At 68.0% G+C, this 23,497-nt stretch carries 13 protein-coding genes and 2 pseudogenes; 10 read left to right on the forward strand and 5 right to left on the reverse strand.

Going from position 1 to position 23,497, the window contains the following annotated elements; genetic code table 11:
• The first annotated feature begins 17 nt into the window (after window positions 1-17).
• The 4 genes and pseudogenes from creB to ACORQU_RS16380 form a co-directional block, all read left to right on the forward strand.
• The gene (gene creB, locus ACORQU_RS16365; RefSeq protein WP_491642130.1) at window positions 18-701 is read left to right on the forward strand and encodes a two-component system response regulator CreB; all 684 of its coding nucleotides are present in this window, start codon (window positions 18-20) and stop codon (window positions 699-701) included.
• A gap of 187 nt (window positions 702-888) precedes the next feature.
• On the forward strand, window positions 889-2,328 hold the full coding sequence (gene creC / locus ACORQU_RS16370) for a two-component system sensor histidine kinase CreC (RefSeq protein WP_491642131.1): 1,440 nt from the start codon (window positions 889-891) through the stop codon (window positions 2,326-2,328).
• Window positions 2,329-2,561: 233 nt separating this feature from the next.
• Window positions 2,562-2,723, forward strand: a pseudogene (locus ACORQU_RS16375) (ATP-binding protein); the annotation flags it as partial.
• Between the two features lie 176 nt (window positions 2,724-2,899).
• Window positions 2,900-3,061: pseudogene (locus ACORQU_RS16380) on the forward strand (ATP-binding protein); the annotation flags it as partial.
• A 149-nt stretch (window positions 3,062-3,210) separates the two neighbouring features.
• Here the strand turns inward: ACORQU_RS16380 and aptA are convergent.
• The 3 genes from aptA to ACORQU_RS16395 all read right to left on the reverse strand — a co-directional run bounded on the left by aptA (window position 3,211) and on the right by ACORQU_RS16395 (window position 9,870).
• On the reverse strand, window positions 3,211-4,566 hold the full coding sequence (aptA, locus tag ACORQU_RS16385; protein WP_491642133.1) for an omega-aminotransferase AptA: 1,356 nt from the start codon (window positions 4,564-4,566) through the stop codon (window positions 3,211-3,213).
• Between the two features lie 130 nt (window positions 4,567-4,696).
• Window positions 4,697-5,683, reverse strand: a complete 987-nt coding sequence (locus tag ACORQU_RS16390; protein WP_271646118.1) for a response regulator — start codon at window positions 5,681-5,683, stop codon at window positions 4,697-4,699.
• Between the two features lie 53 nt (window positions 5,684-5,736).
• The gene (locus tag ACORQU_RS16395; protein ID WP_491642134.1) at window positions 5,737-9,870 is read right to left on the reverse strand and encodes a CHASE domain-containing hybrid sensor histidine kinase/response regulator; all 4,134 of its coding nucleotides are present in this window, start codon (window positions 9,868-9,870) and stop codon (window positions 5,737-5,739) included.
• 1,030 nt (window positions 9,871-10,900) lie between these two features.
• Between ACORQU_RS16395 and ACORQU_RS16400 the strand changes: the two genes are divergently transcribed.
• Window positions 10,901-13,393, forward strand: coding sequence for a membrane-bound PQQ-dependent dehydrogenase, glucose/quinate/shikimate family (locus ACORQU_RS16400; protein ID WP_491642135.1), 2,493 nt, complete (start codon window positions 10,901-10,903; stop codon window positions 13,391-13,393).
• 74 nt (window positions 13,394-13,467) lie between these two features.
• Here the strand turns inward: ACORQU_RS16400 and ACORQU_RS16405 are convergent, their stop codons facing one another.
• Window positions 13,468-13,947, reverse strand: coding sequence for a VOC family protein (locus tag ACORQU_RS16405; protein WP_491642136.1), 480 nt, complete (start codon window positions 13,945-13,947; stop codon window positions 13,468-13,470).
• Window positions 13,948-14,149: 202 nt separating this feature from the next.
• On the opposite strand from ACORQU_RS16405, the gene dapA reads away from it, so the two are divergent.
• Complete coding sequence (dapA, locus tag ACORQU_RS16410) at window positions 14,150-15,049, forward strand: 4-hydroxy-tetrahydrodipicolinate synthase (protein ID WP_491642137.1); 900 nt, start codon at window positions 14,150-14,152, stop codon at window positions 15,047-15,049.
• A gap of 459 nt (window positions 15,050-15,508) precedes the next feature.
• Here the strand turns inward: dapA and ACORQU_RS16415 are convergent, their stop codons facing one another.
• Window positions 15,509-16,609 (reverse strand): substrate-binding domain-containing protein, encoded by a 1,101-nt coding sequence (locus ACORQU_RS16415; RefSeq protein WP_491642138.1) that lies wholly within the window; start codon window positions 16,607-16,609, stop codon window positions 15,509-15,511.
• Between the two features lie 220 nt (window positions 16,610-16,829).
• Here ACORQU_RS16415 and ACORQU_RS16420 point away from each other — a divergent pair, with 220 nt between their 5' ends.
• The 4 genes from ACORQU_RS16420 to fdhF are packed head-to-tail and all read left to right on the forward strand — an operon-like array spanning window position 16,830 to window position 23,493.
• On the forward strand, window positions 16,830-18,491 hold the full coding sequence (locus ACORQU_RS16420; RefSeq protein WP_491642139.1) for an OFA family MFS transporter: 1,662 nt from the start codon (window positions 16,830-16,832) through the stop codon (window positions 18,489-18,491).
• A 22-nt stretch (window positions 18,492-18,513) separates the two neighbouring features.
• A complete protein-coding gene (locus tag ACORQU_RS16425) occupies window positions 18,514-19,050 on the forward strand; it encodes a formate dehydrogenase subunit gamma (protein ID WP_491642140.1) in 537 nt (178 codons plus the stop codon).
• Window positions 19,047-20,594, forward strand: a complete 1,548-nt coding sequence (locus tag ACORQU_RS16430) for a formate dehydrogenase beta subunit (RefSeq protein ID WP_491642141.1) — start codon at window positions 19,047-19,049, stop codon at window positions 20,592-20,594. The genes ACORQU_RS16425 and ACORQU_RS16430 overlap by 4 nt, the downstream gene beginning before the upstream one ends.
• A 10-nt stretch (window positions 20,595-20,604) precedes the next feature.
• Window positions 20,605-23,493, forward strand: a complete 2,889-nt coding sequence (fdhF, locus tag ACORQU_RS16435; RefSeq protein ID WP_491642142.1) for a formate dehydrogenase subunit alpha — start codon at window positions 20,605-20,607, stop codon at window positions 23,491-23,493.
• The last annotated feature ends 4 nt before the right edge of the window (window positions 23,494-23,497 follow it).

Here is a 23,497-nt window from a genome sequence, read left to right on the forward strand (position 1 = left end):
CGGCACGGCGCACCGCTATGCTGCGCGCCATGCCCCATGTCCTGGTTGTCGAAGACGAAACCGCCATCGCCGATGCGGTGCTTTACGCATTGCGCAGCGAAGGGCTGCAGGCCGAGCACCTGCAGCTGGCGCGCGAAGTGGTGCCGCGCCTGCGCGCCGGTGGCGTGGACGTGGTGGTGCTGGACGTCGGCCTGCCGGACGGCAGCGGCTTTGACGTGTGCCGCCAGCTGCGCACCTTCAGCGAGGTGCCGGTGCTGTTCCTGACCGCCCGCAACGACGAGATCGACCGCGTGCTGGGCCTGGAACTGGGCGCGGACGATTACATCGCCAAGCCGTTCTCGCCCCGCGAATTGGTGGCGCGCGTGCGTGCTCGGCTGCGGCGCCCGGCGGTGGTCATGGCCGGCGGCAGGACCCAGGGCGATTTCAGTGTCGATCCGGAAGGCCACCGTGTGCACTTCCGCGGCCAGCCGCTGGAGCTGACCCGCTACGAGTACGCGCTGTTGGCCACGCTGCTGCAGCGGCCCGGCGCCATCCTGAGCCGCGCGCAGCTCATGGACCGCGGCTGGGATCGCGATGCCGACAGCGCGGACCGCACCGTGGATACCCACATCAAGACCCTGCGCGCCAAGCTGCGCGCCGCCGGCGCCGAGCCGGACCCGGTGCGCACGCATCGCGGGCTGGGCTATTCGCTGGAGCTGTGAGGGTGTGCCGTCCGTCTCCGAGCACGCCGCGCCCAGGCTTTCAGGCGCGGCGTGTGTGGCCCGGTCTGCGTCTGCCCCACGCGCGCTCGTCGCTCGGTGATGGGCCGGTGGCCATGGCCTCGTGCTTGCTTTGCCTGCGCGCACGCGAGCGCCGCGCGTGCCGCCTGTGCGGCGACGGGGCACCCTGATGCGCATCGGGCTGCGGCTGTTCCTGGGGTTTTTCCTGATCACCGGCCTGGCGGCGTTCTTCGTCATGCGGGTGTTCGTCAACGAGGTCAAACCCGGCGTGCGCCAGGCGATGGAGTCCACGCTGGTGGATACGGCCAACGTGCTGGCGGTAATGGCGGCCGACGACCTGGCCGCCGGTCGCATCGACGATGGCCGCTTTGCCCGCGACATGGACGCGGCCTTCCAGCGCGAGGTGGACGCGCACATCTGGCAGATCCCCAAGAAGCGCGTGGACTACCGGGTCAGCATCACCGATGCGCATGGCGTGGTGGTCTACGACTCGCGCGGCAAGAACCTGGGCCGGGACAACTCGCGCTGGAACGATGTCTACCTGACCTTGCGGGGCGAGTACGGGGCACGCTCCAGCCCCGAGTCGCCGGGCGACACCGCGCATACGGTGATGCACGTGGCCGCGCCGATCTATGCGCCAGGCAGCCAGCCGCTGCGCCTGATCGGGGTGCTGACGCTGTCCCAGCCCAACCGGACCTTCGAGCCGTTCATCGCGGCCAGCCAGCGCAGCATCCTGCGCCGCGGCGGCTGGCTGATCGGCCTGTCGGTGCTGATCGGGGTGCTGATGACCTGGTGGCTCTCGCGCGGCATCGGCCGGCTCAACCGCTACGCGCAGGCGGTCAGCGCCGGACAGCCGGTCGCGCCGCCCAAGCCGCGCCGCGACGAGATCGGCGATCTGGGCCAGGCGCTGGAAACCATGCGCCGCAAGCTGGAAGGCAAGGACTACGTCGAGCAATACGTGCAGTCGTTGACCCACGAGATGAAGAGCCCGCTGGCCGGCATCCGCGGCGCGGCTGAGCTGCTGCAGGAGCCGATCCCGGAGGCGGACCGCCAGCGCTTTGCCCGCAACATCCTGGACCAGCAGCAGCGCCTGACCGAAACCATCGACAAGCTGCTGGCGCTGGCCGAGGTGGAGCAGCACGGTTGGCTGCAGACGCGCGCGCGGATCGAGGTAGCTACCTTGCTCGATGAAGTACGTGCCGCGGCCTCACCGCGCATGCAGGCTGCCGGCGTGGCGTTGCAGGTCCGCTGCGCGCCGGGGCTGGCGGTGCAGGGCGATGCCTTCCTGCTGCGCCAGGCGCTGTTGAACCTGCTCGACAATGCGCGGGCGTTCTCGGCGCCGGGCAGCGAGGTTGCGCTGATCGCCGAGCCATCGGGCGGCCAGGTATCCATCATCGTGCGTGATACCGGGCCAGGCGTGCCGGACTACGCGGTGGAGCGAGTGTTCGAGCGGTTCTATTCGCTGGCCTCGCCGTCGACCGGCCAGCGCGGCACCGGGCTGGGGCTGCCCTTCGTGCGCGAAGTCGCGCGCCTGCACGGCGGCCAGGTGCAACTGACCAACGCGGCCGGGGGCGGAGCCGAGGCCCGCATGCAGTTGCCGACGGCCTGAGCGCAAGCAGGTCCGCCCTGCCACGCGTAGAGCGGAGCTTGCTCCGCTGGAGCGTTCCCCTTGACCTTGCCGAAGAGCAGCGGAGCGAGCTCCGCTCTACAGGGCGTTCCCCTTGACCTGGCCGAAGGGCAGCGGAGCGAGCTCCGCTCTACAGGGCGTTCCCTTGACCTGATTGCAGAGCAGCGGAGCAAGCTCCGCTCTACGGGTGTTTTGCTTTGATCCGTGACGGAGGGCAGCGGTGTTATTCGCAGGCCTCGCCGGCGATCGGCCAGCGCGGCACCGGGCTGGGGCTGCCCTTCGTGCGCGAAGTCGCGCGTCTGCACGGCTGCCAAGTGCAACTGGCCAACGCGCCCGGTGGAGGGGCCGAGGCCCGCATGCAGTTGCCGACGGCCTGAGCAGGTCCGCCACGCCACGTGTAGAGCGGAGCTCGCTCCGCTGGAGCCTTCCCCTTGACCTGGCCGAAGAGCAGCGGAGCGAGCTCCGCTCTACAGGGCGTTCCCCTTGACCTGATTGCAGAGCAGCGGAGCAAGCTCCGCTCTACGGGTGTTTTGCCTTGATCCGGGGCGGAGGGCAGCGGCGTTGTTCGCAGGCCTCGCCGGCGACCGGCCAGCGCGGCAGCGGGCTGGGATTGCCCTTCGTGCGCGAAGTCGCGCGCCTGCACGGCGGCCAGGTGCAACTGGCCAACGTGGCCGAAGGCGGAGCCGAGGCCCGCATGCAGTTGCCGACGGCCTGAGCGGGCCCGCCACACCACGTGTAGAGCGGAGCTTGCTCCGCTAAAGCGTTCCCCTTGACCTGGCCGAAGAGCAGCGGAGCGAGCTCCGCTCTACAAGGCGTTTCCCTTGATCTGGTCGCAGGGTAGCGGAGCAAGCTCCGCGCTACGGGTTAAGCGGTCGCCTTGATGACCTCGCCGAGGACATTGAAGATCTGGTCGATGTGCGACTTCTCGATGATCAGCGGTGGCGACAGGGCGATGGTGTCGCCGGTGACGCGGACCAGCAGCTGGCCGTCGTGGAAGGCGCGGATAAATACCTCCGCGCCACGCGCGCCGGGCGCATCGGGGCGCGGGGCAAGCTCGATCGCGCCGATCAGCCCGTAGTTGCGGATGTCGATGATGTTGGGCAGGCCTTTGAGCGCGTGCAGGCCCTGTTGCCAGACCTCGCCCAGGGCGATGGCTTGCTCGAACAGATTGTCCTCGGCGTAGGTGTCCAGGGTCGCCAGCGCGGCGGCGCAAGCCAGTGGATGGCCGGAATAGGTGTAGCCATGGAACAGGTCGATGGCGTTGTCCGGGCCATGGGTGAAGGCATCGAAGATGTCCTCGGACACGAACACCGCGCCCATCGGCACGCACCCGTTGGTGATGCCCTTGGCCGCGGTGATGATGTCCGGCGTCACCCCGAAGCGTTGCGCGGCGAAGGCCTTGCCCACGCGGCCAAAACCGGTGATCACCTCGTCGAAGATCAACACGATGCCGTGCCGGGTGCAGATCTCGCGGATGCGCTTGAGGTAGCCCTCCGGCGGCAGGATCACCCCGGCGCTGCCGGAGATGGGTTCGACGATGACCGCAGCGATGGTCGACGGGTCATGCAGAGCGATCACGCGCTCCAGTTCCTCGGCCCATTCCTTGCCATGCACGGGCAGGCCCGGGGTGAAGCCGTTGCGCTCGATGTCCAGGGTGTGGCGCAAGTGGTCCACGCCCGGCAGGCCGGGGCCGAACCACTTGCGGTTGTTGGGCAAGCCGCCCACCGAGATGCCGCCGAAGCCCACCCCGTGATAGGCCTTCTCGCGGCCGATCAAGCGCGTGCGTTGCCCCTCGCCGCGGGCGCGGTGGTAGGCCAGGGCGATCTTCAGTGCCGAGTCCACCGCTTCGGAGCCAGAGTTGGTGAAGAACACATGGTCGAGGTCGCCCGGGGTCAGTTCGGCCAGGCGCTCGGCCAGCACGAAGGGCAGGGGCGAGGACATCTGGAAGTTGGGGGCGAAATCCAGCGTGCCGATCTGCCGGCGCACGGCCTCGACGATGCGCGGGCGGGCGTGGCCGGCGTTGACACACCACAGGCCGGCGCAGCCATCGAGAATCTGCCGCCCGTCCACATCGGTGTAGTACATGCCCTGCGCGCTGGCCAGCAGGCGCGGCCTGGCCTTGAACGCCTTGTTGGCGGTGAACGGCATCCAGAAGGCGTCCATCGCCTCCGGTCGCTGGGTGGCCAGGGCGGTATCGTCGGGCAGGGCGTCGGCGGGCATGGGCGGGGTCGGTCAGGAGCCGGGGAATCGCTAGCCTAGCGTGTCCCACCCGCTTCACGCAGGCACCGGGGCCCGGTGCTGGTGAGCCGTCGCGCTTCCGCCATGAAGCGCTATCCAGCGTGCGCCGCGCTCAGGCGTCCTGTTCGTCCCAGTGCGCCTTGATCTGCAGGATGCGCGGCAGGATCGAAATGAAGATCCGCACCAGGCGGGCGTCCAGGTGGCTGCCGGCCGAGTCCTGCAACTGCTGGATCGCCCGTTCCACCGGCCACGCCTCCTTGTAGGGACGCGGCGAGGTCAGGGCGTCGAAGACGTCGGCGACCGCGACGATGCGCGCCGACTCCGGGATGCGCTCGCCGGCCAATCCACTGGGATAGCCGCTGCCGTCCCAGCGCTCGTGGTGGTAGAGCGAGACCTCGGCGGCCAGCTTGAACAACGGCGCCTTGCTGTGGCTGAGGATGTCGTAGCCGATGCGCGGGTGGGTCTTCATCACCGCCCATTCCTCGGGCGTCAGCGGCCCGGGCTTCTTGAGCACCGCGTCGGGGATGCCGATCTTGCCGGTGTCGTGCATCGGCGCGGCTTCCTCCAGGAGCCGGGCCTCCTCCACCGGCCAGCCCGCGGCGCAGGCCAGGGCGCCGGCATAGGCGGCCATGCGCCAGATGTGGACGCCGGTGTCGTTGTCGCTGTAGTGCCCGGCGATACCGAGCATGCGGATGGCGTCGTGGTAGCTGGCCACCAGCTCGGTGGCGCTGACCAGCGACAGGTGGGTGCGGATGCGCGCGCGCAGGACCGCCGGCGAGTAGGGCTTGGTGATGTAATCCACGCCGCCGGCGGCGAACCCCACGTCCTCGTCGGCGTCCTTGTTCTTGGAGGTGACGAAGATGATCGGGATCGCCGCGCTGCGGTTGTCCTGCTTGAGGGTGCGGGCGATGGTGTAGCCATCCACGTCCGGCAGGTCCACGTCCATCAGGATCAGTGAGGGCGCGTGCTGGACCACGCAGCGGATGGCGTCGGTGCCGCTCTTGGCGAAGGCCAGCGGGTAGTCGTTGTGCAGGATCTGGCGCAGCAACGCGAGGTTGCTGGCTTCATCGTCCACGCAGAGGATGGGGCGTTGGCTCATGACCGCTCCGGATCGATGCCGCTCGATGAGACCGGGTTCCATTATTCGGGGCTTCATGACGTGATATCGGCCTGGTGGCGGCGGACTTGATCCTCGGCGACGCGGAAGTCGAAGTTCTCCACCAGCGTCTGGAGTTGGTCGCGCAGTTCCTCGGGAATGTAGGGGGCGACGCTGGCGAGCGTCTGCTCGATCTGGTCCGCGTCGTCGGTCTGCAGGGCCAGGATCAGGCGCGCCAGCGGGTCGCCTTCCCCATCGGATGCGATGTCCGGCCGGGTGGTGTCCTCCTGGGCTAGGTCCGGCGCCTGCTCAAGGCGATTACGGCGCAGGAAGACCTCGATGGCCGCCGCCGTGTCGACGACGGCGCGATGCAGCTCGGTCAGGGCATCGCGTCCGCTGCGCCCTTGCTCGAGCTCGTGCTCCAGCTGCGCGGCGGCCTGGCCCAGTCGCGGCAACGCCAGCGAACCGCACGAGCCGCGCAGCTTGTGCGTCAGGGCAATGGCCGCTGCAATGTCGCCGGCCTCGATCAGCCCGCCGAGCGTCGCCGCGGGGTCCGGGTCGTCATGGAACAGGCGCGCCAGGTAACGCTGGTAAGGCGCCGGTTCCTCCCAAAACTGTTGCGCGCGCTCGCCATCGAGCAGGTCCGGGTCGCTGCTGGTCCAGCCACGCTGGGGAAGCGGCGCCTGTGGCGGGGCAGGGAGGTTGCCCAGGCGCGTCATGCGGACCGTGCGCGGCATGAACTGCTGGATCATGTCCACCAGTTCGTCGACCTGGAACGGCTTGGACACAAAACCGTTCATCCCGGCCTGCAGGGCCAGGTCCTGCTGCTGGCGGTAGGCGCCGGCGGTCAGCGCGATCACCGGCAGGTCCGACAGCGCCGGATCGCGTCGCAGGCGGGCGGTGGCCTCGTAGCCGTCCATGCGTGGCATCTGCACGTCCATCAACACCAGGTGGAAGTGGTCCGGCTGGCGCTGCAGCATGTCCAACGCCTGCTGGCCGTCATGGGCGACCTCCACGGAGGCGCCTTCGCCCTGCAGGATCCGTTGGGCGACCTCGCAGTTGATGTGGCTGTCGTCAACCAGGAGCAGACGCGCGCCGGACAGGCGTTCAGTTGACTCGATCTGGGCGGTGCCCGCGTCTTGGCACGCCTGGCGGTCCAGCTCGGTCACGGTGCGGTGCAGGGAACTGGCGCTGACCGGCTTGGTCATGACCGCGTCGATGCAGGGGTGGTCGGGTTGCTGCTCGAGCAGGCGCCGTTCGTAGGCGGTGACCATCACGATGACCGGGTGATAGCCGGGCGTGGCGGTGTCGCGGACGTGCTGGGCCACATCCAGGCCGTCGATCTCGGGCATGCACCAGTCGAGCAGGTAGATGTCGAACGGGTCCTCGGCCGAGGCCTTGATCTCGGCCAGGGCTTCGGCGCCGCTGGCCACGGCCCGGACCTCCCAGCCCAGGCTGCTGGCGATCCCACTGAGCGTGCTCAGTGCCAGTTCGTGGTCGTCGGCGATCAACACGCGCGGCGCCCGCTCGGTTACCGCGGGCGCCTGGGGCAGTGGCAGCGCGTGCGCGGGGGCCGCTGCGCGCTCCAGGGTGATGGCGAAGTAGAACTCGCTGCCCTGGCCCAGCACGCTGTCCACCTTGAGCTCGCCACCCATCAGCTCCACCAGGCGTGCGCTGATCGTCAGGCCCAGTCCGCTTCCCCCGAACTGGCGGCTGGTGGAGGTATCGGCCTGCAGGAACGGCGAGAAGATCAGTTCCTGCTTTTCCCGCGAGATGCCGATGCCGGTGTCGCGCACCGAGAACAGCAGTTTGACCCTGCTCGCATTGCCGGCCGGGAAGGTTCGCACCGAGAGCACGACCTCGCCATTTTCGGTGAACTTCACCGCGTTGCCGACCAGGTTGATCAGCACCTGGTTCAGCCGCAACGCGTCGCCCAGGAACCAGTGGCAGTCTTCCGGCGCCGACTCGATCACCATCTCCACCGGCTTGTTCGCCAGCGAGTTGCCCATCAGTACGCCCAGGTCGTCCAGCAACTGGTTGAGATCGAACGGGGCGATCTCCAGGTCGATCCGCCCAGCCTCGATCTTGGAGAAGTCCAGGATGTCGTTGATGATTTCCAGCAGCGAACGGGCCGACACATCGATCTTCTGCACCATGTCCTTGGCCGCCGGGGCCAGGCTGCTGCGGCTCAGCAGATAGAGCATGCCTAGGATGGCATTCATCGGCGTGCGGATCTCGTGGCTCATGTTGGCCAGGAAATCCGACTTGGAGCGGTTGGCGTTTTCGGCCGAATCGATGGCCAGGCGCAGCTGCTGCTCTCGCAGCTTCTGCTCGCTCAGGTCCACGGCCATGGCCAGGTAGCCGATGACCTGATCCTGCGCATCCAGCAGCGTGCTCAGGGTCAGCAGCACGGGCAGACGACGGCCGTTGCTGGCCACATAGGTCCATTCGCGGGTGTCGCTGCGTCCCAGGCTGGATTCGGCGGCGATGGCTTCCAGGCGGGGCGCCACGGGATGGCCGGCCTCGCGCGAGGCGTCCTCGGCACGGCGTTCCAGTTCGGTCGCGTCGAGAAAGTGCTCGGGATGGCCGCGCCCGATCATGTCGTGGGCCGAATAGCCCAGCAGCTTCTCGGCCGCGGGATTGAACAGGGTGATCAGCCCCTGCCTGTCGGTGGCGACGATGGCATAGCCGGCGTGGGCGAGGATGGCATGCTGCAGCGCCGAGTAGCGCACCAGCTCACTGGTCCTCTCTTGGACCTGCTGCTCCAGCGTGGCGTTGGTCTGCAGGACGCGCTGCTGGGCCACGACCCGCTCGGTTACGTCGCGCACGAAGTGCGAGTGCCCGACGGTCTGCCCCTGGCGACCCACGATGGGGGCGATGCTGGACAGGACGTAGACCACGCGTCCATCGCGATGCCGCATCTGTTCGACCAGGGTGGGACTGGGATCCTCGCCCGGCATCAGCTCGGCGATCTGCGGGGGCAGGTAGGGCTCGGGCACGAGCAGGGCCAGGCGTTCCTGGTCCAGCGCCTGCGCCCGGGTATGGCCGAAGATGCGTTCGGCGGCCGGGTTCCAATGCGTGATTCTTCCTTTGGCATCCTCGGCGATGATCGCCTCGCTGGAATGGCTGACCAGCGAGGCCAACTCGGTCTGATGACGCAGGACCTGGGCGCGTCGGAACCGGTTGGCCAGATACTGGTACTGCAACGCAGCCAACAGGATGAACAGCGCGGTGATCCCACCCGCTACCCACCATGGCTGGATCTGGTTAAGGGAGCCAATGAAGGCCGGGGTAGGGCGCGCGGTCAGCCGCCAATGGCGCCCGTACACGGGCAGGTCACTGATGATGGCCTTAGTACCATCCGCCGCTTGCGCCTGATGCACCCGAAAGAACGGTGCGTCAGGCGACGTGGTATCGGCCAGCGAGAGCTCGACGTCGCGGCGATGCAGTGCCAGGTGCGTGAGCAGGTGGCCGGCCTCCAGGGCTGCCAGCGCCCAGCCGCGCACTGCGCGCGCGCGCGCGTCGGGCGTGTCTAGGGGCTTGCCTTCGCGGTAGTCGGCCAGCAGGATGAGGAAGCCCTGCCGGCCATGGAATGGCGCCGATTGCAGAAGGATCGGACTGGTCATGACGGGCATGCCGCTGCGTGCCGCGGCGATGGCCGCGGTACGTCGGGCAGGCTCCGAAGCCAGGTCCAGTCCTGCGGGCCCCCCCTGTGTTGGGTAGGGTTCGAAATACAGAAGCACGTAGGACTCGCCGTCGTGCGGTGCGAACTGACGGATGTGCAGATTCTCTGCGCCGTCGTCCCGGGCTTTCTGAAGAAAGGCAGCGCGCTGGTCAGGGGGAACGCGCTGCGCATAGCCAAAGCCGCGGACGCCTGGGAACTCGCGTTGGTAGTCTCGCGATCGGCTGTAGCGCACGAAGCGCTCGCGGCCGATGTCGCCATCGGTGGCGATCAACGCCCCGCGCGCGCCCCGAAGACCGTGCTCGAACATGGCCATGCGATCGCCGATCTCCGTAACCATGTGCCGGTTGAGGTCGGCGAAGCGGTCGTTGAGCATCTGAGTGTTGTGGCGTTCGGTGGCCGCGCCGGCCAGCAGCGCCGCCACAGTGCCCACCAGCGCCGTGGCGATGGAACTGAGTAGTGCCCTGCGGCCGACTCCTCGGCGCAGCGACCATCGGCTGTTTGGCATTGCCCGTTCTCCGCTCCCTCTGAGGCCGGTGCTGGCCTACCCCTGTCGTTGGCCATGCGCTCGCAAGGCCGTCCCCTCTATCAGCGTTAACGCTATCACTTTGTGCGGGAGTAGTGCCGCGCAGAAATGGGCAGCGTTTCGCTACAAATTTGAGCTGGTGTTCGCCTAGTGACACGTCGTGTCGTGGCTTGCCGATTCCCGGCGCGGCGCGCAGAGCTGCCGAGGTCCGTCCGTGGAGGCCGGAACGCGGCCAGGTGGTCGACCGCTTGGCGCGGCGAGCCGCGGTTGCCACATGGTCAGTCCCACGAGGATCCCGGGGGGAGGGCTTGCCGCTACGGGAGGGTTTGACCGAGCGATCTGGCGCGCGAGCCCTGGTCAGTGGGTGTGCTGTGGACGGCGCAGTGTCGCTCCGCTGGCTCGGGTCCCATGGATGCGGCTCCCCGCATGTGGTGCGCATGCGGGTCTCATGTTCCGGGCGCCGCATTCGATACGGCTTTGGCGATGCGCGTCGCCCAGGCGGAAGTCGCCGGCACTGACGAGCCGGACACATCACCTCGGCGCTCGGCGCACGGCCGTCATGGATTTGGATCGATGCGGCGCGGCCTCCCACCACGGCTCGCATGCGGTGGCGCAGCGCCAACCAATCTCGCGCGCGGCGCAGGTACTCGCCGCAGAGGTTCTGCTGAGAATCGACCTGCGCATGTTCTGACGCAAGCACACCTCTAGGTTGCAGTGATCGTGCCTTGGCGATGAGACCACCAGTACCGACCGGTACCAGCGGGCGCTCGACCAAAATTCACGGTGGGAATGCATCCAGCGGGCCAAAATGACAGAACGGTCATTCCACTTGGATCGAAATCGTGGGCCCACCGGCCCCATCGCGGCCGATGAGGAACCTACCCGCGACTCCTTGATTGAAGGTTCGCCATCGCAAGGCCGGCCTTCAAGTAAATCTCCAGGCCGGGCATGGACGTCGCGGCGGAGCTCCTTTGCCGAAGGAAATAACATGCTTAAAACCGAGACAACTCCCATGCGCGTGGGTCGTTGGCTTCTCGCGCTGTGTCTATGCGCATTCGGCCTTTTCCTGACGATTGGCGGCGCTTGGCTGATCGCACTTGGCGGCAGCTGGTATTACCTGGTCGCCGGCCTGCTCAGCGTGGCCAGTGCGGTAGCGCTATGGCGCCGTAAAGCCAGTGCCACGCTCTGGTTTGGCGCGCTGTTCGTAATCACTTTGTTGTTCACGATCTGGGAATCCGGCTTGGACTACTGGGGCTGGGTGCCGCGCTTTGCGCTGGTGCTGGTCTTCGCGATCTGGTTCTCCCTACTGCTGCCGGGGCTGCATGCAGGTTTCTCGCGCGCCAAGGCCGGCGGCATCACCGCCTTGCTCGTGGCCGCCTTTCTGGTTGCCGGCGGCCTGGCGTTCGCGCCGCACCACGTGACCGAAGCGTCCAATGTGCCGACGGCGGGCGATGCCGACTTCACCGCGCAGACCGGTTCGAGCGTGGACGGCGCGCTGCCGTCGAGCGACTGGCCCGCCTACGGCGGCAACCAGGCGACCGACCGTTACACCACCGCCACCCAGATCACGCCAGACAACGTCAAGAACCTCCAGATGGCCTGGACCGCCCAGGTAGGCGAGGTGCCCACCGATGGTCGCTGGGGCGTCCAGAACACGCCGCTCAAGATCGGCGACACGCTGTATGTGTGCGGCTACCTCAACAAGGTCGCGGCGCTGGATGCGGCAACGGGCAAGACCAAGTGGACCTTCGACCCGGGGGTCAAGGCCACGTCCGTGCCTTACACCCCTTCGTGCCGCTCCATGGCCTACTACACCGACACCGGCGCCGCCCCGCAGACACCCGCCGACCAGACGCCGGCTCCGGTGGCCGATGCGGCGACAGTGCCCGCGGATGCGACTTCTGCCGCAGCCGCGCCCCCTGTCGCAGGCGCCACCGCGCAAGCCTGCAAGTCCCGCCTGATCATGGGCACCCTGGACGGTCGCGTCATCGAGCTGGACCCGCAGACCGGCAAGCGTTGCAGCGACTTCGGCACCAACGGACAAGTCGACATCACCATCGACATGGGCAAGGTCTACCACGGGTATGTGGCCATCTCGAGCCCACCAGCGGTGATCCGCGACACTATCGTGGTGGGGCACGAGACCGTCGATGGCCAGCGTGCCTTCGGCCCGGCCGGGGTGACCAAGGCCTACGACGTGCACACCGGCAAGCTGAAGTGGGCCTGGGACGCGGCCGATCCGGAGAACACCGCACCGCGCGATCACGACGACGCTTATAAGCGTGGTTCGCCGGACGTGTGGACCTCCTTCACCGGCGACGACACGCTGGGCATGGTCTACCTGCCGGTGGGCAATGCCTCGGGCGACTACTACTCCAGTAGCCGCACGCCCGCCGAGAAGAAGTATTCGCCTTCGTTGACGGCGCTGGATATCGAGACCGGCAAGCCGGTGTGGACCTTCCAGAACACCCATAACGACGTGTGGGATTACGACCCGGGTGCGTCACCGACCCTGGTGGACTATCCGCAGAAGGACGGCACCCGGGTGCCGGCGATTCTCTTCCCGACCAAGAACGGGGAGATCTACGTCCTCAACCGCAAGACCGGTGCGCCCTTGTTCGGCGTGGAAGAACGTCCGGTGCCGCAGGGCGGCTACGAGCCCAGCGAGCGCAGCAAGACCCAGCCGTTCTCCAAGTTCGCCACCGTGGCCCAGCCCGAGCTGACCCCGGCCAAGACCTGGGGCCTGACCCCGATCGACCAGTTGGTGTGCCGCATCCAGTACCAGCAGGCCGACTACCGCGGTGAGTTCACGCCGCCCAGCGTCAAGCACCCGATCATCGATTACCCAAGCTACAACGGTGGCATCGATTGGGGCGGGGTGGCGCTTGATCCGGCCCGCGGCCTGATCATCGCCAACTACAACGACATGGCCAACTACAACAAGCTGGTTACGCGGGCGAAGGCCAACGCGCTGGGCTGGCATGCCAAGGACGTGATCAACGATCCGCACGCCGATGCCCAGGCCGAAGGCGCGGGCGATCCGCAGGCGGGCCTGCCGGTCGCCGTGGACGTCAACGCCGGCTGGCAGCTGAAGTACACCGGCATGCTGTGCACCGAGCCGCCCTACGGCGGGATCCGGGCCATCGACATCCGCACCGGTCGTACCGTGTGGGACCGTCCCTTCGGGACCGCCCGCAAGAACGGCCCCTGGGGCATCTCCAGTGGCTTGCCGATCAATATCGGCACGCCCAACAACGGCGGCTCGGTGGTGACCAAGTCCGGCCTGATCTTCATCGCCGCGGCGACCGATGACCTGCTGCACGCGATCGACATCAACACCGGCAAGACCCTGTGGACCGCGCCGCTCCCGGCCGGGGGCCAGGCCATGCCGATGATCTACGAGCAGAACGGCCGCGAGTACGTGGTCATCACCGCCACCGGCCATCACTTCATGAAGACCAAGCGCGGCAACGACGTGGTCGCCTACGCGCTGCCTCGGCGCTGATCCCGATTCGACTGGAGTGAACCGAACCCCCTGTCCGCCGCGAGGCGGGCAGGGGGTCTGGTTGAGGAATGCGCTCAGCCGCGTCGCGCGGCTTGGATCCGGGCCACGTCGATCTTGCGCATCGTCATCATCGCCTCGAACACGCGCCTGGTCACGGCCGGATCCGCATCGGTCACGCCTTCGGTCAGGGCGCGCGGGGTGATCTGCCACGACAGACCCCAGCGGTCCTTGCACCAGCCGCAGTCGCTCTCCTGTCCGCCGTTGTCCACGATCGCGTTCCATAGCCGATCGGTTTCGGCCTGGTCCTCGGTGGCGACCTGGAACGAGAACGCCTCGCTGTGCTTGAACATCGGGCCGCCATTGAGCCCCAGGCACGGGATGCCGACCACGGTGAACTCCACGGTCAGTACGTCACCCGCCTTGCCGGACGGAAAGTCCGATGGCGCCCGATGCACCGGGCCGAGGCGGCTGTCGGGGAAGGTCCTGGCGTAGAACTCGGCCGCTTCCAGCGCGGTGCCGTCGTACCACAGGCAGATCAGGTTCTTTGGGATCACAGGCGTTTCTCCTTGGGCGAGTGGGTGGTGCAGCGATGCGCGTTTGATGACACGACGGTGCAGCGCGCGCGAAATCGACAAGGCGGATGGTTGCATCTGACACTGCCTGTTTCGCGCCAAAACACGTCCTGGAAGCGCGCGATGGCGCGCCGCGGCGCTTAGAATCGGCGCTCTTTCCGTCCGTCACTTCCTCGTTGCCTTCATGACCACTTCCCACGCCCCCCTGCGCGGCAGCATCGTCGCGCTCGTCACCCCCATGCACCAGGACGGCAGCGTCGACTACGCCGCCCTGCGCAAACTGGTGGACTGGCACGTGGCCGAAGGCACCGACTGCATCGGCGTGGTCGGCACCACCGGCGAGTCGCCCACGGTGGACGTGGACGAGCATTGCGAGATCATCCGTGTCGCCGTCGAGCAGGCCGCCGGGCGCGTGCCGGTGATGGCCGGCTGCGGCGGCAATTCCACCGCCGAGGCGATCGCGTTGGCGAAGTTCGCGCGCGAGGTCGGCGCCGACAGCCAGCTGCAGGTGGTGCCGTACTACAACAAGCCCGGGCAGGAAGGGCAGTACCGCCACTTCGCCGCCATCGCCGAAGCCACCGGCGACCTGCCGATCATCCTGTACAACGTGCCCGGCCGCACCGTGGCCGATCTGCAGCACGACACCGTGCTGCGCCTGGCCCAGCTGCCGGGCATCGTCGGCATCAAGGAAGCCACCGGGAATATCGAACGTGCGCAGTGGCTGATCCGCGAGGCGCCGGAGGGCTTTTCGATCTACTCCGGCGATGACGGCACCGCCGTGGCACTGATGCTCTGTGGTGGCCACGGCAATGTGAGCGTCACCGCCAACGTCGCCCCGCGCCTGATGCATGCGTTGTGCATGGCCGCCATCGCCGGCGATGCCGCCACCGCCATGGCGATCCAGATGCGGCTGCTGCCGCTGCACAGGCAGCTGTTCGTGGAGGCCAACCCGATCCCGGTGAAGTGGGCCGTCTCGCGCCTGGGCCATTGCGGTGGTGCGCTGCGTCTGCCCATGACCGAGCTGGAGCCGGCCAACCAGGCCAAGGTCGAGTCCGCCCTGCGCGAGACCGGCGTACTGCAATAACCCCCAGAGCCGCGTGTAGAGCGGAGCTTGCTCCGCTGCTCTTTGGCCGGGTTTTCGGGAAAGCCCCAGCGGACCAAGGTCCGCTCCACAGGTCGGATGTTCGGGAAAGCCCCGGCGGAGCTGGCTCCGCTCTACGGTGGGTTATTTGGGAAAGCCGCAGCGGAGCGAGCTCCGCTCTACATGGGATGTTCGGGAGCGCCGCGCGTCCGCAGATGACCGGGCCGGCGTTGACCAACCACGTCAGGGGCAGGCGGTCCTGCGCGAAGCCGACATGCTGCGATAACTCCGAAACCGCGCGTAGAGCGGAGCTTGCTCCGCTGCTCGTCCGCGAGGTTTTCGGGAAAGCCCCAGCGGACCAAGGTCCGCTCTACAGGTCGGATGTTCGGGAATGCCTCAGCGGAGCGAGCTCCGCTCTACAGGCCGGATCTTCGAGGAAGCCCAAGCGGAGCGGGCTCCGCTCTACGGGAGGGTGGGTACGGGCTTGCGCTCGGCCATCGATGGGAAGGCATCGCCCAGCATCTGCACCGTGCCGCAGTAGCTGGGGTCGTAGCCAGGCAACTGCCCCAGCTCGTGTCGGAAGCCATCGCTGCGCAGCAGATCCAGCACCGGCTGCAGTTGATGGTCATCCAGGCTGCGCGCCTGGCACAGGAAGAAGTAGTGCTCGGTGATCAACGGCACGAAATCCAGCCCGTAGCGGCGCGCCGGCGGTTCCAGCGCCAGGCCCACGTCGGCCAGGCCGCTGGCCACATACGCGGCGACCGCCGCGTGGGTCAGTTCCTCGGCATCGCAACCGTGGATCGCCGACAGCGGCAGGCCCTCGCGGGCCAGCATGCATTCCAGCAACAGGCGCGTGCCCGAGCCCGGCTGTCGATGGATGAAGCGCACGTCATCACGCAGCAGGTCGCTGAGCATGCGCAGGCGCTTGGGGTTGCCAGGCGCCACCACTAATCCCTGCCGGCGCATGGCCAGGTGGATGACGCGGTCCCCGAGCGGGTCGAGCCTGTCCAGGTAATGACGCAGCAATTCGCCCTCCAGGCCGCCGATGGGCAGGTGCAGGCCTGCCAGGTCGCAGGCGCCGGCACGCAGCGCGGTCAGGGCGTCGTCCGGGCTGCGGTACTTCAGGTCCAGGGGCTGGTCGGCGGCGGCCAGGGTCTTGCGCAGCATCTCCACGCCGAAGCCATGCGAGGCATGCAGGCGCAGTGGCGTGGTCTCGCAGGTTAGGTTGCGCGACAACTCGGCCTCCAGTTCGGTGGCCAGGCTGTCGAGCATGGGCGACAGGCGCGCAGCGATGCGGTTGTCCGCCCAGACCAGACGCTCGCCCAGCGGGGTCAGCACGGCGCCACGTCCACGCTGCGAGCGCAGCAGCGGTACGCCGAACAGGGCCTGGGCCTGGCGCAGCAGTCCCCAGGCATAGCGATAGGACAGGCCGATCTCGCGGCTCGCCGCCGCCAGCGAACCGGACGCGCGCACGGCGACCAGCAGTTCGATCAGGCGCGCGGGCAACTCCCGACCGTCGACGGTCTGAACGCTCCACTGCGGGCGGATGCCGACCTTGTACATGGATGATCTCGCGGTGGTGCGGGGCAGCGCGGCCGGTGTGCCGGTGCCATCGGTGGTTCAGAGCCGATTATTCGACCAATGGCGCGTCTTGGAACGCCGCATTGCGTCAATATGCCCGACTAAACTCGTCACGAGTCCGATACGCCTTATGTCATCTGGAACATATTGAATCGTCCGGGTGATCCGTAGATCCGCCAGCCAATCGACCTTGGGAGGGTTCATGGCGAGCACACCAGACTTAATTGCAGGGACCCGCGGCGCAGCGCCGAGCCTGATGTCCAAGGAACGCATCATCGCCGGCGCGGGCTTCAACCGCTGGCTGGTGCCTCCGGCTGCGCTGGCCATCCATCTGTGCATCGGCATGGCCTACGGCTTCAGCGTGTTCTGGCTGCCGATGACCAAGCTGCTGGCCGGCGCCGATGGCGCGGCCGCCAGCTGCGCCAACCTGGGGGTGCTGGGTGAGCTGACCACCACCACCTGCAACTGGTCGGTGCCGATGGTGAGCATCGTGTTCACGCTGTTCATCGCGATGCTGGGTATCTCGGCGGCCATCTGGGGCGGCTGGCTGGAGCATGCCGGCCCGCGCAAGGCCGGCTTCATCGCCGCGCTCTGCTGGGGCGGCGGCATGATCCTGGGCGGCATCGGCGTCTACGTGCACCAGCTGTGGTTGGTGTGGCTGGGCTGCGGCATCCTCGGTGGCGTGGGGCAGGGCCTGGGCTACATCACCCCGGTGTCGACGCTGATCAAGTGGTTCCCCGACCGGCGCGGCATGGCGACCGGCTTTGCCATCATGGGCTACGGCGGTGGCGCGCTGGTCGGCGCGCCGCTGGCTGTGTGGCTGATGGGCCATTTCAACGCCGGTGGCGGCAACGGCGTGGCGACCACGCTGATGGTGATGGGCGCGATCTATTTCCTGGTGATGAGCGCCGGTGCCTTCGGCTTCCGCGTGGCCCCCGATGGCTGGCGCCCGGCCGGCTGGACCCCGCCGGCCAGCGACAAGGCCGCGCGCATGGTCACCCAGCGCCACGTGCACCTGTCCAAGGCCTGGCGCACCCCGCAGTTCTGGCTGATCTGGGGCGTGCTGTGCCTCAACGTGACCGCCGGCATCGGCGTGATCGCGATGGCCTCGCCGATGTTGCAGGAGGTGTTTGGCGGCGGCCTGCTGGGCCTGCCGGCCGGCACCGAGTTGAGTACCGAGCAGAAGGCGGCGGTGGCGGCGGCGGCGGCCGGGCTGGTTGGCCTGATCAGCCTGTTCAACAGCCTGGGGCGGTTGTTCTGGGCCTCGCTGTCGGACTTCATCGGGCGCAAGACCACCTATTTCGTGTTCTTCGTGCTGGGCATGGCGCTGTACTGCCTGATGCCCACGCTGGGACACCTGGGTTACGCGGCGCTGTTCGTGGTGGCCGTGTGCGTGGTGCTGACCATGTATGGCGGCGGCTTTGCCACCATCCCGGCGTACCTGGCCGATATCTTCGGGACGCAGATGGTTGGCGCGATCCATGGACGCCTGCTCACCGCCTGGTCGGTGGCCGGCATCATCGGCCCGGTGCTGATCACCAACCTGCGCCAGTTCCAGCTGGACCGCGGCATGGCGCCCAACCTGGTCTACGACACCACGCTCTACATCCTGGCCGGCCTGCTGCTGGTGGGCTTCATCTGCAACCTGCTGATCCGCCCGGTCAACGAGAAGCACTACATGAGCGAGGAGGAACTGGCCGCCGAGCGCGCGTTGGCCAAGACCGCCTCCACTGGCGCCGGGACCGAGCAAGTGGCCCGTGGCGGCTTCGGGCTGGGCGGGATGCTGGCGTGGCTGGCGGTGGGCGTGCCGTTCCTGATCGGCGTGTGGATCGCCCTGAAGAAGGCCGCGGCACTGTTCATGTAGTCGGGCAGAGGAGATCGTACCGATGGGCAAGCGCTCTAGGCATATCGAATCAGTGACCGAAGTGGTCCCGGCGCTGGAGGAGGCACTGGCCGGTCCGGTGGAAGCGGCCATCGCCGAACATCGCGACCGTCCCGGCGCACTGCTGCCGATCCTGCATGCGGTGCAGGATGCACTGGGGCATGTCCCTGAAGGCGCGGTGGCGCCGATCGCCGCCGCGCTCAACATGACCCGCGCCGACGTGCACGGCGTGGTGAGCTTCTACCACCACTACCGCAGCGCGCCGCCAGGCGCGCACCTGGTGCAGCTGTGCCGGGCCGAGGCCTGCCAGTCGATGGGCGCCCGGGCGCTGGAAGCCCACGCCCGCGCCCGGCTCGGGCTTGCGGCCGGCGCGCATGACAGCGCCGATGGCCGCTTCACCCTGGAGCCGGTGTATTGCCTGGGCAACTGCGCCCTGTCGCCAGCGATGTTGCTGGACGGGCAGTTGCACGGGCGGGTGACGCCGGGGCGCTTCGACGCCTTGCTGGCCGCCTGTGAGACGACCGAGGAGCACGCCGCATGAGCATTACGGTGTATGTGCCAGGCGACGCCGCCGCGGTCTCGGTCGGCGCCGATGCCGTGGCCGCGGCCATCACCCGCGAGGCCCAGGCCCGCGGCCTTGACGTGCGCGTGGTCCGCAACGGTTCGCGTGGGCTGCTGTGGCTGGAACCGCTGGTCGAAGTCGCCACGCCCCAGGGGCGGGTGGCCTATGCGCCGGTGGGCGAGGGGGATGTCGCGGGCCTGTTCCAGGCCGGATGGCTGGAGGGGGGCGCCCATGCGCTGCGTCTGGGCGACATCACCCAGCATCCGTATTTCCGCGACCAGCGGCGAGTGTCCTTCGCCCGCGTGGGCGTGATCGATCCGGTGGATGTGGACGACTACGCCGCCCATGGCGGCTGGGCGGGTCTCAAGCGTGCGTTGGCGCTGGAGCCGGCGAAGGTCGTGGAGACGGTGACCGCCTCCGGCCTGCGCGGGCGCGGCGGTGCGGCGTTCCCGACCGGGATCAAGTGGCAGACCGTGCACGATGCCCACGCCCTGCAGAAATACATCGTCTGCAATGCCGACGAAGGCGACTCGGGCACCTTTTCCGACCGCATGCTGATGGAGGGCGACCCGCTGTGCCTGGTCGAGGGCATGACCATCGCCGGCCTGGCGGTCGGGGCGACCCAGGGCTACATCTACCTGCGCAGCGAGTACCCACACGCCTGGCGCACGCTCAACGCCGCCATCGCCCAGGCCTACGCGGCGGGCTGGCTGGGCGCGGACATCGCCGGCTCCGGGCGGCGCTTCGACCTGGAAGTGCGCCTGGGCGCCGGGGCCTACATCTGCGGCGAGGAGACCTCGCTGCTGGAGAGCCTGGAAGGCAAGCGCGGACAGGTGCGTTTCAAACCGCCGCTGCCGGCGCTCAAGGGTCTGTTCGGCAAGCCCACCGTGATCAACAACGTGATCACCTTCTCGGCGGTGCCCGCGATCCTGGCCGACGGCGCGCCGGCCTACCACGACTACGGGACTGGCCGCTCGCGCGGCACGCTGCCATTGCAGCTGGCGGGCAACATCGCCCACGGCGGGCTGGTCGAGGTGCCGTTCGGGTTGACCCTGCGCCAGGTGCTGTACGACTACGGCGGCGGCTCGGCCAGCGGCCGGCCGATCCGCGCGGTACAGGTCGGCGGCCCGCTGGGCGCCTATCTGCCCGAATCGCTGTTCGATACGCCGCTGGACTACGAGGCCTTTGCCAAGGTCGGCGGCATGCTCGGCCATGGCGGCATCGTGGTGTTCGACGACACCGTGGACATGCTCGAACAGGCCCGCTACGCCATGGAGTTCTGTGCGATCGAGTCCTGCGGCAAGTGCACGCCGTGCCGAATCGGCTCCACCCGCGGGGTGGAGGTCATCGACCGCTTCGCCACGCATGGCGCGGTGCAGGAGGCGCTGTTGCGCGACCTGTGCCAGACCATGCTGCACGGCTCGCTGTGCGCGCTGGGGGGGCTGACGCCGTACCCGGTGCTCAGCGCCCTGGATCATTTCCCCGAAGACTTCGACCGCGTCCGCCAGTCCGACGCGGCCTGAGGAGGTCACCATGCGTTCCATCGCCGAAACCGACCTGGGCACCCCCAATCCCCAGCTCATCCAGCTTCAGCCGCTGAAGAAGGTCACCCTGAACATCGACGGCCAGTCGGTGCAGGTGCCCGAAGGTACCTCGATCATGCGTGCCGCGGCGCTGATGGGAACCAAGATCCCCAAGCTGTGCGCCTCCGATGCGCTCGACGCGTTCGGCTCATGCCGCCTGTGCCTGGTGGAGATCGAAGGACGCAAGGGCTACCCCGCCTCGTGCACCACGCCGGTGTCCGAGGGGATGGTAGTGCGCACGCAGTCGCCCAAGCTGGGCGAACTGCGGCGCGGGGTGATGGAGCTGTACATTTCCGACCATCCGCTGGACTGCCTGACCTGCCCGGCCAACGGCCATTGCGAACTGCAAGACATGGCCGGCGCGGTCGGCCTGCGCGAGGTGCGCTACGGCTACGAGGGCGCCAACCACGTCAAGCCGGTCAGCCAGGGCGGGCACGTCAATCCGCTGTTCGCCGACAAGGACGCGTCCAACCCATACTTCACCTTCGATCCTTCCAAGTGCATCGTTTGCTCGCGCTGCGTGCGCGCCTGCAGCGAGGTGCAGGGCACCTTCGCCCTGACCATCGCCGGACGGGGTTTCGATTCCAAGGTGTCCGCCGCGCAGGAGCAGCCGTTCCTGGAATCGGAGTGCGTCAGTTGCGGCGCCTGCGTGCAGGCCTGCCCAACCGCGACGCTGTCGGAAAAGTCCCTGATCACCCTGGGCCAGGCCGACCACAGCGTGGTCACCACCTGTGCCTATTGCGGTGTGGGCTGCTCGTTCCGTGCCGAGATGCAGGGCGACCAGCTGGTGCGCATGGTCCCCAACGCCGACGGGCACGCCAACCACGGGCATTCTTGCGTCAAAGGGCGCTTCGCGCTGGGGTACGCCACCCATCCGGACCGCATCACCACGCCGATGATCCGCAAGAAGATCACCGACCCGTGGCAGGTGGTGAGCTGGGAGGAGGCGATCGCCCACACCGCCAGCGAGTTCAAGCGCCTGCAGCAGCAGTACGGCAAGTTCTCCATTGGCGGCATCACCTCCTCGCGCTGCACCAACGAGGAAACCTACCTGGTGCAGAAGCTGGTGCGCGCCGGCTTTGGCAACAACAACGTCGATACCTGCGCGCGCGTGTGCCATTCGCCGACCGGCTACGGGCTCAAACAGACCCTGGGCGAATCGGCCGGTACCCAGGATTTCGACTCGGTGCGCCATGCCGACGTGATCCTGGTCATGGGCGCCAATCCGACCGACGGCCATCCGGTGTTCGCCTCGCAGATGAAGCGGCGCCTGCGCGAGGGCGCCAAGCTGATCGTGATCGACCCGCGCCGCATCGACCTGGTCAAGACGCCGCACGGCAAGGCCGAGGTCCATCTCAAGCTCAGGCCCGGCACCAACGTGGCCATGCTCAACGCGCTGGCCCACGTCATCGTGACCGAAGGCCTGGCCGATGAGGGCTTCATCGCCGCGCGCTGCGAGCCCGAACCCTTCGCCAAGTGGCGCAGCTACGTGGCCGATCCCTCGCGCTCGCCCGAGGCGTTGCAGGCCGAGACCGGCGTGGACGCCGCGCTGGTACGCCAGGCCGCGCGCCTGTATGCCGGCGCGCGCAACGCGGCCATCTACTACGGCCTGGGCGTGACCGAGCACGCGCAGGGCTCCACTGCGGTGATGGGCATCGCCAACCTGGCCATGGCCACCGGCAACCTGGGCCGGCCCGGAGTGGGCGTCAACCCGCTGCGCGGGCAGAACAATGTGCAGGGCTCCTGCGACATGGGCAGCTTCCCGCATGAATTCCCCGGCTATCGCCACGTCGGCGACGCCCAGGTGCGGGCGCTGTTCGAGGGCGAGTGGGGCGTGCCGCTGCATGACGAGCCGGGGCTGCGCATCCCCAACATGTTCGAGGCGGCGCTGGATGGCGAGTTCAAGGGGCTGTACATCGAGGGCGAGGACATCGGTCAGTCCGATCCCAACACCCAGCACGTCACCGCCGCGCTCAGCGCGATGGAGTGCGTGGTGGTGCAGGACCTGTTCCTCAACGAGACGGCCAAGTTCGCCCACGTGTTCCTGCCCGGCAGCTCGTTCATGGAGAAGGATGGCACCTTCACCAACGCCGAGCGCCGCATCTCGCGGGTGAGGAAGATCATGGCGCCCAAGGCCGGCTATGCGGACTGGGAGATCACCCAGTTGCTGGCCAACGCCATGGGCTATCCGATGGCCTATACCCACCCCTCGCAGATCATGGACGAGATCGCCCGGCTCACCCCGACCTTCACCGGGGTCAGCTATGCGCGGCTGGAGGAGATGGGCAGCATCCAGTGGCCGTGCAACACCGAGCACCCGGACGGCACGCCGACCATGCACGTGGATGCCTTCGTGCGCGGCATGGGCAAGTTCATGCTGACGCCATACGTGCCCACGCGTGAGAAGGTCAACGCGCGCTTCCCGCTGCTGCTGACCACCGGGCGCATCCTGAGCCAGTACAACGTCGGCGCGCAGACCCGGCGCACGCCCAACTCCACCTGGCACGACGAGGACCGCCTGGAGCTGCATCCGCACGATGCCGAGGAGCGCGGCATCGCCGAGGGCGATTGGGTCGGCGTGGCCAGCCGCGCGGGCGACACCGTCCTGCGCGCGCGCATTACCGACCGGGTACAGCCGGGCGTGGCCTACACCACCTTCCACTTCCCTGGCTCGGGCGCCAACGTGATCACCACCGACAACTCGGACTGGGCGACCAACTGTCCCGAGTACAAGGTCACCGCGGTCCAGGTCACGCGGGTGACCCAGCCTTCGGACTGGCAGCAGCGGCACAAGGCCTTCGACACGCTGCAGGAGCAGTTGCTGCCTGCTGCAGAATAGGGCC

This window comes from Pseudoxanthomonas sp. JC1303 (assembly GCF_058448525.1).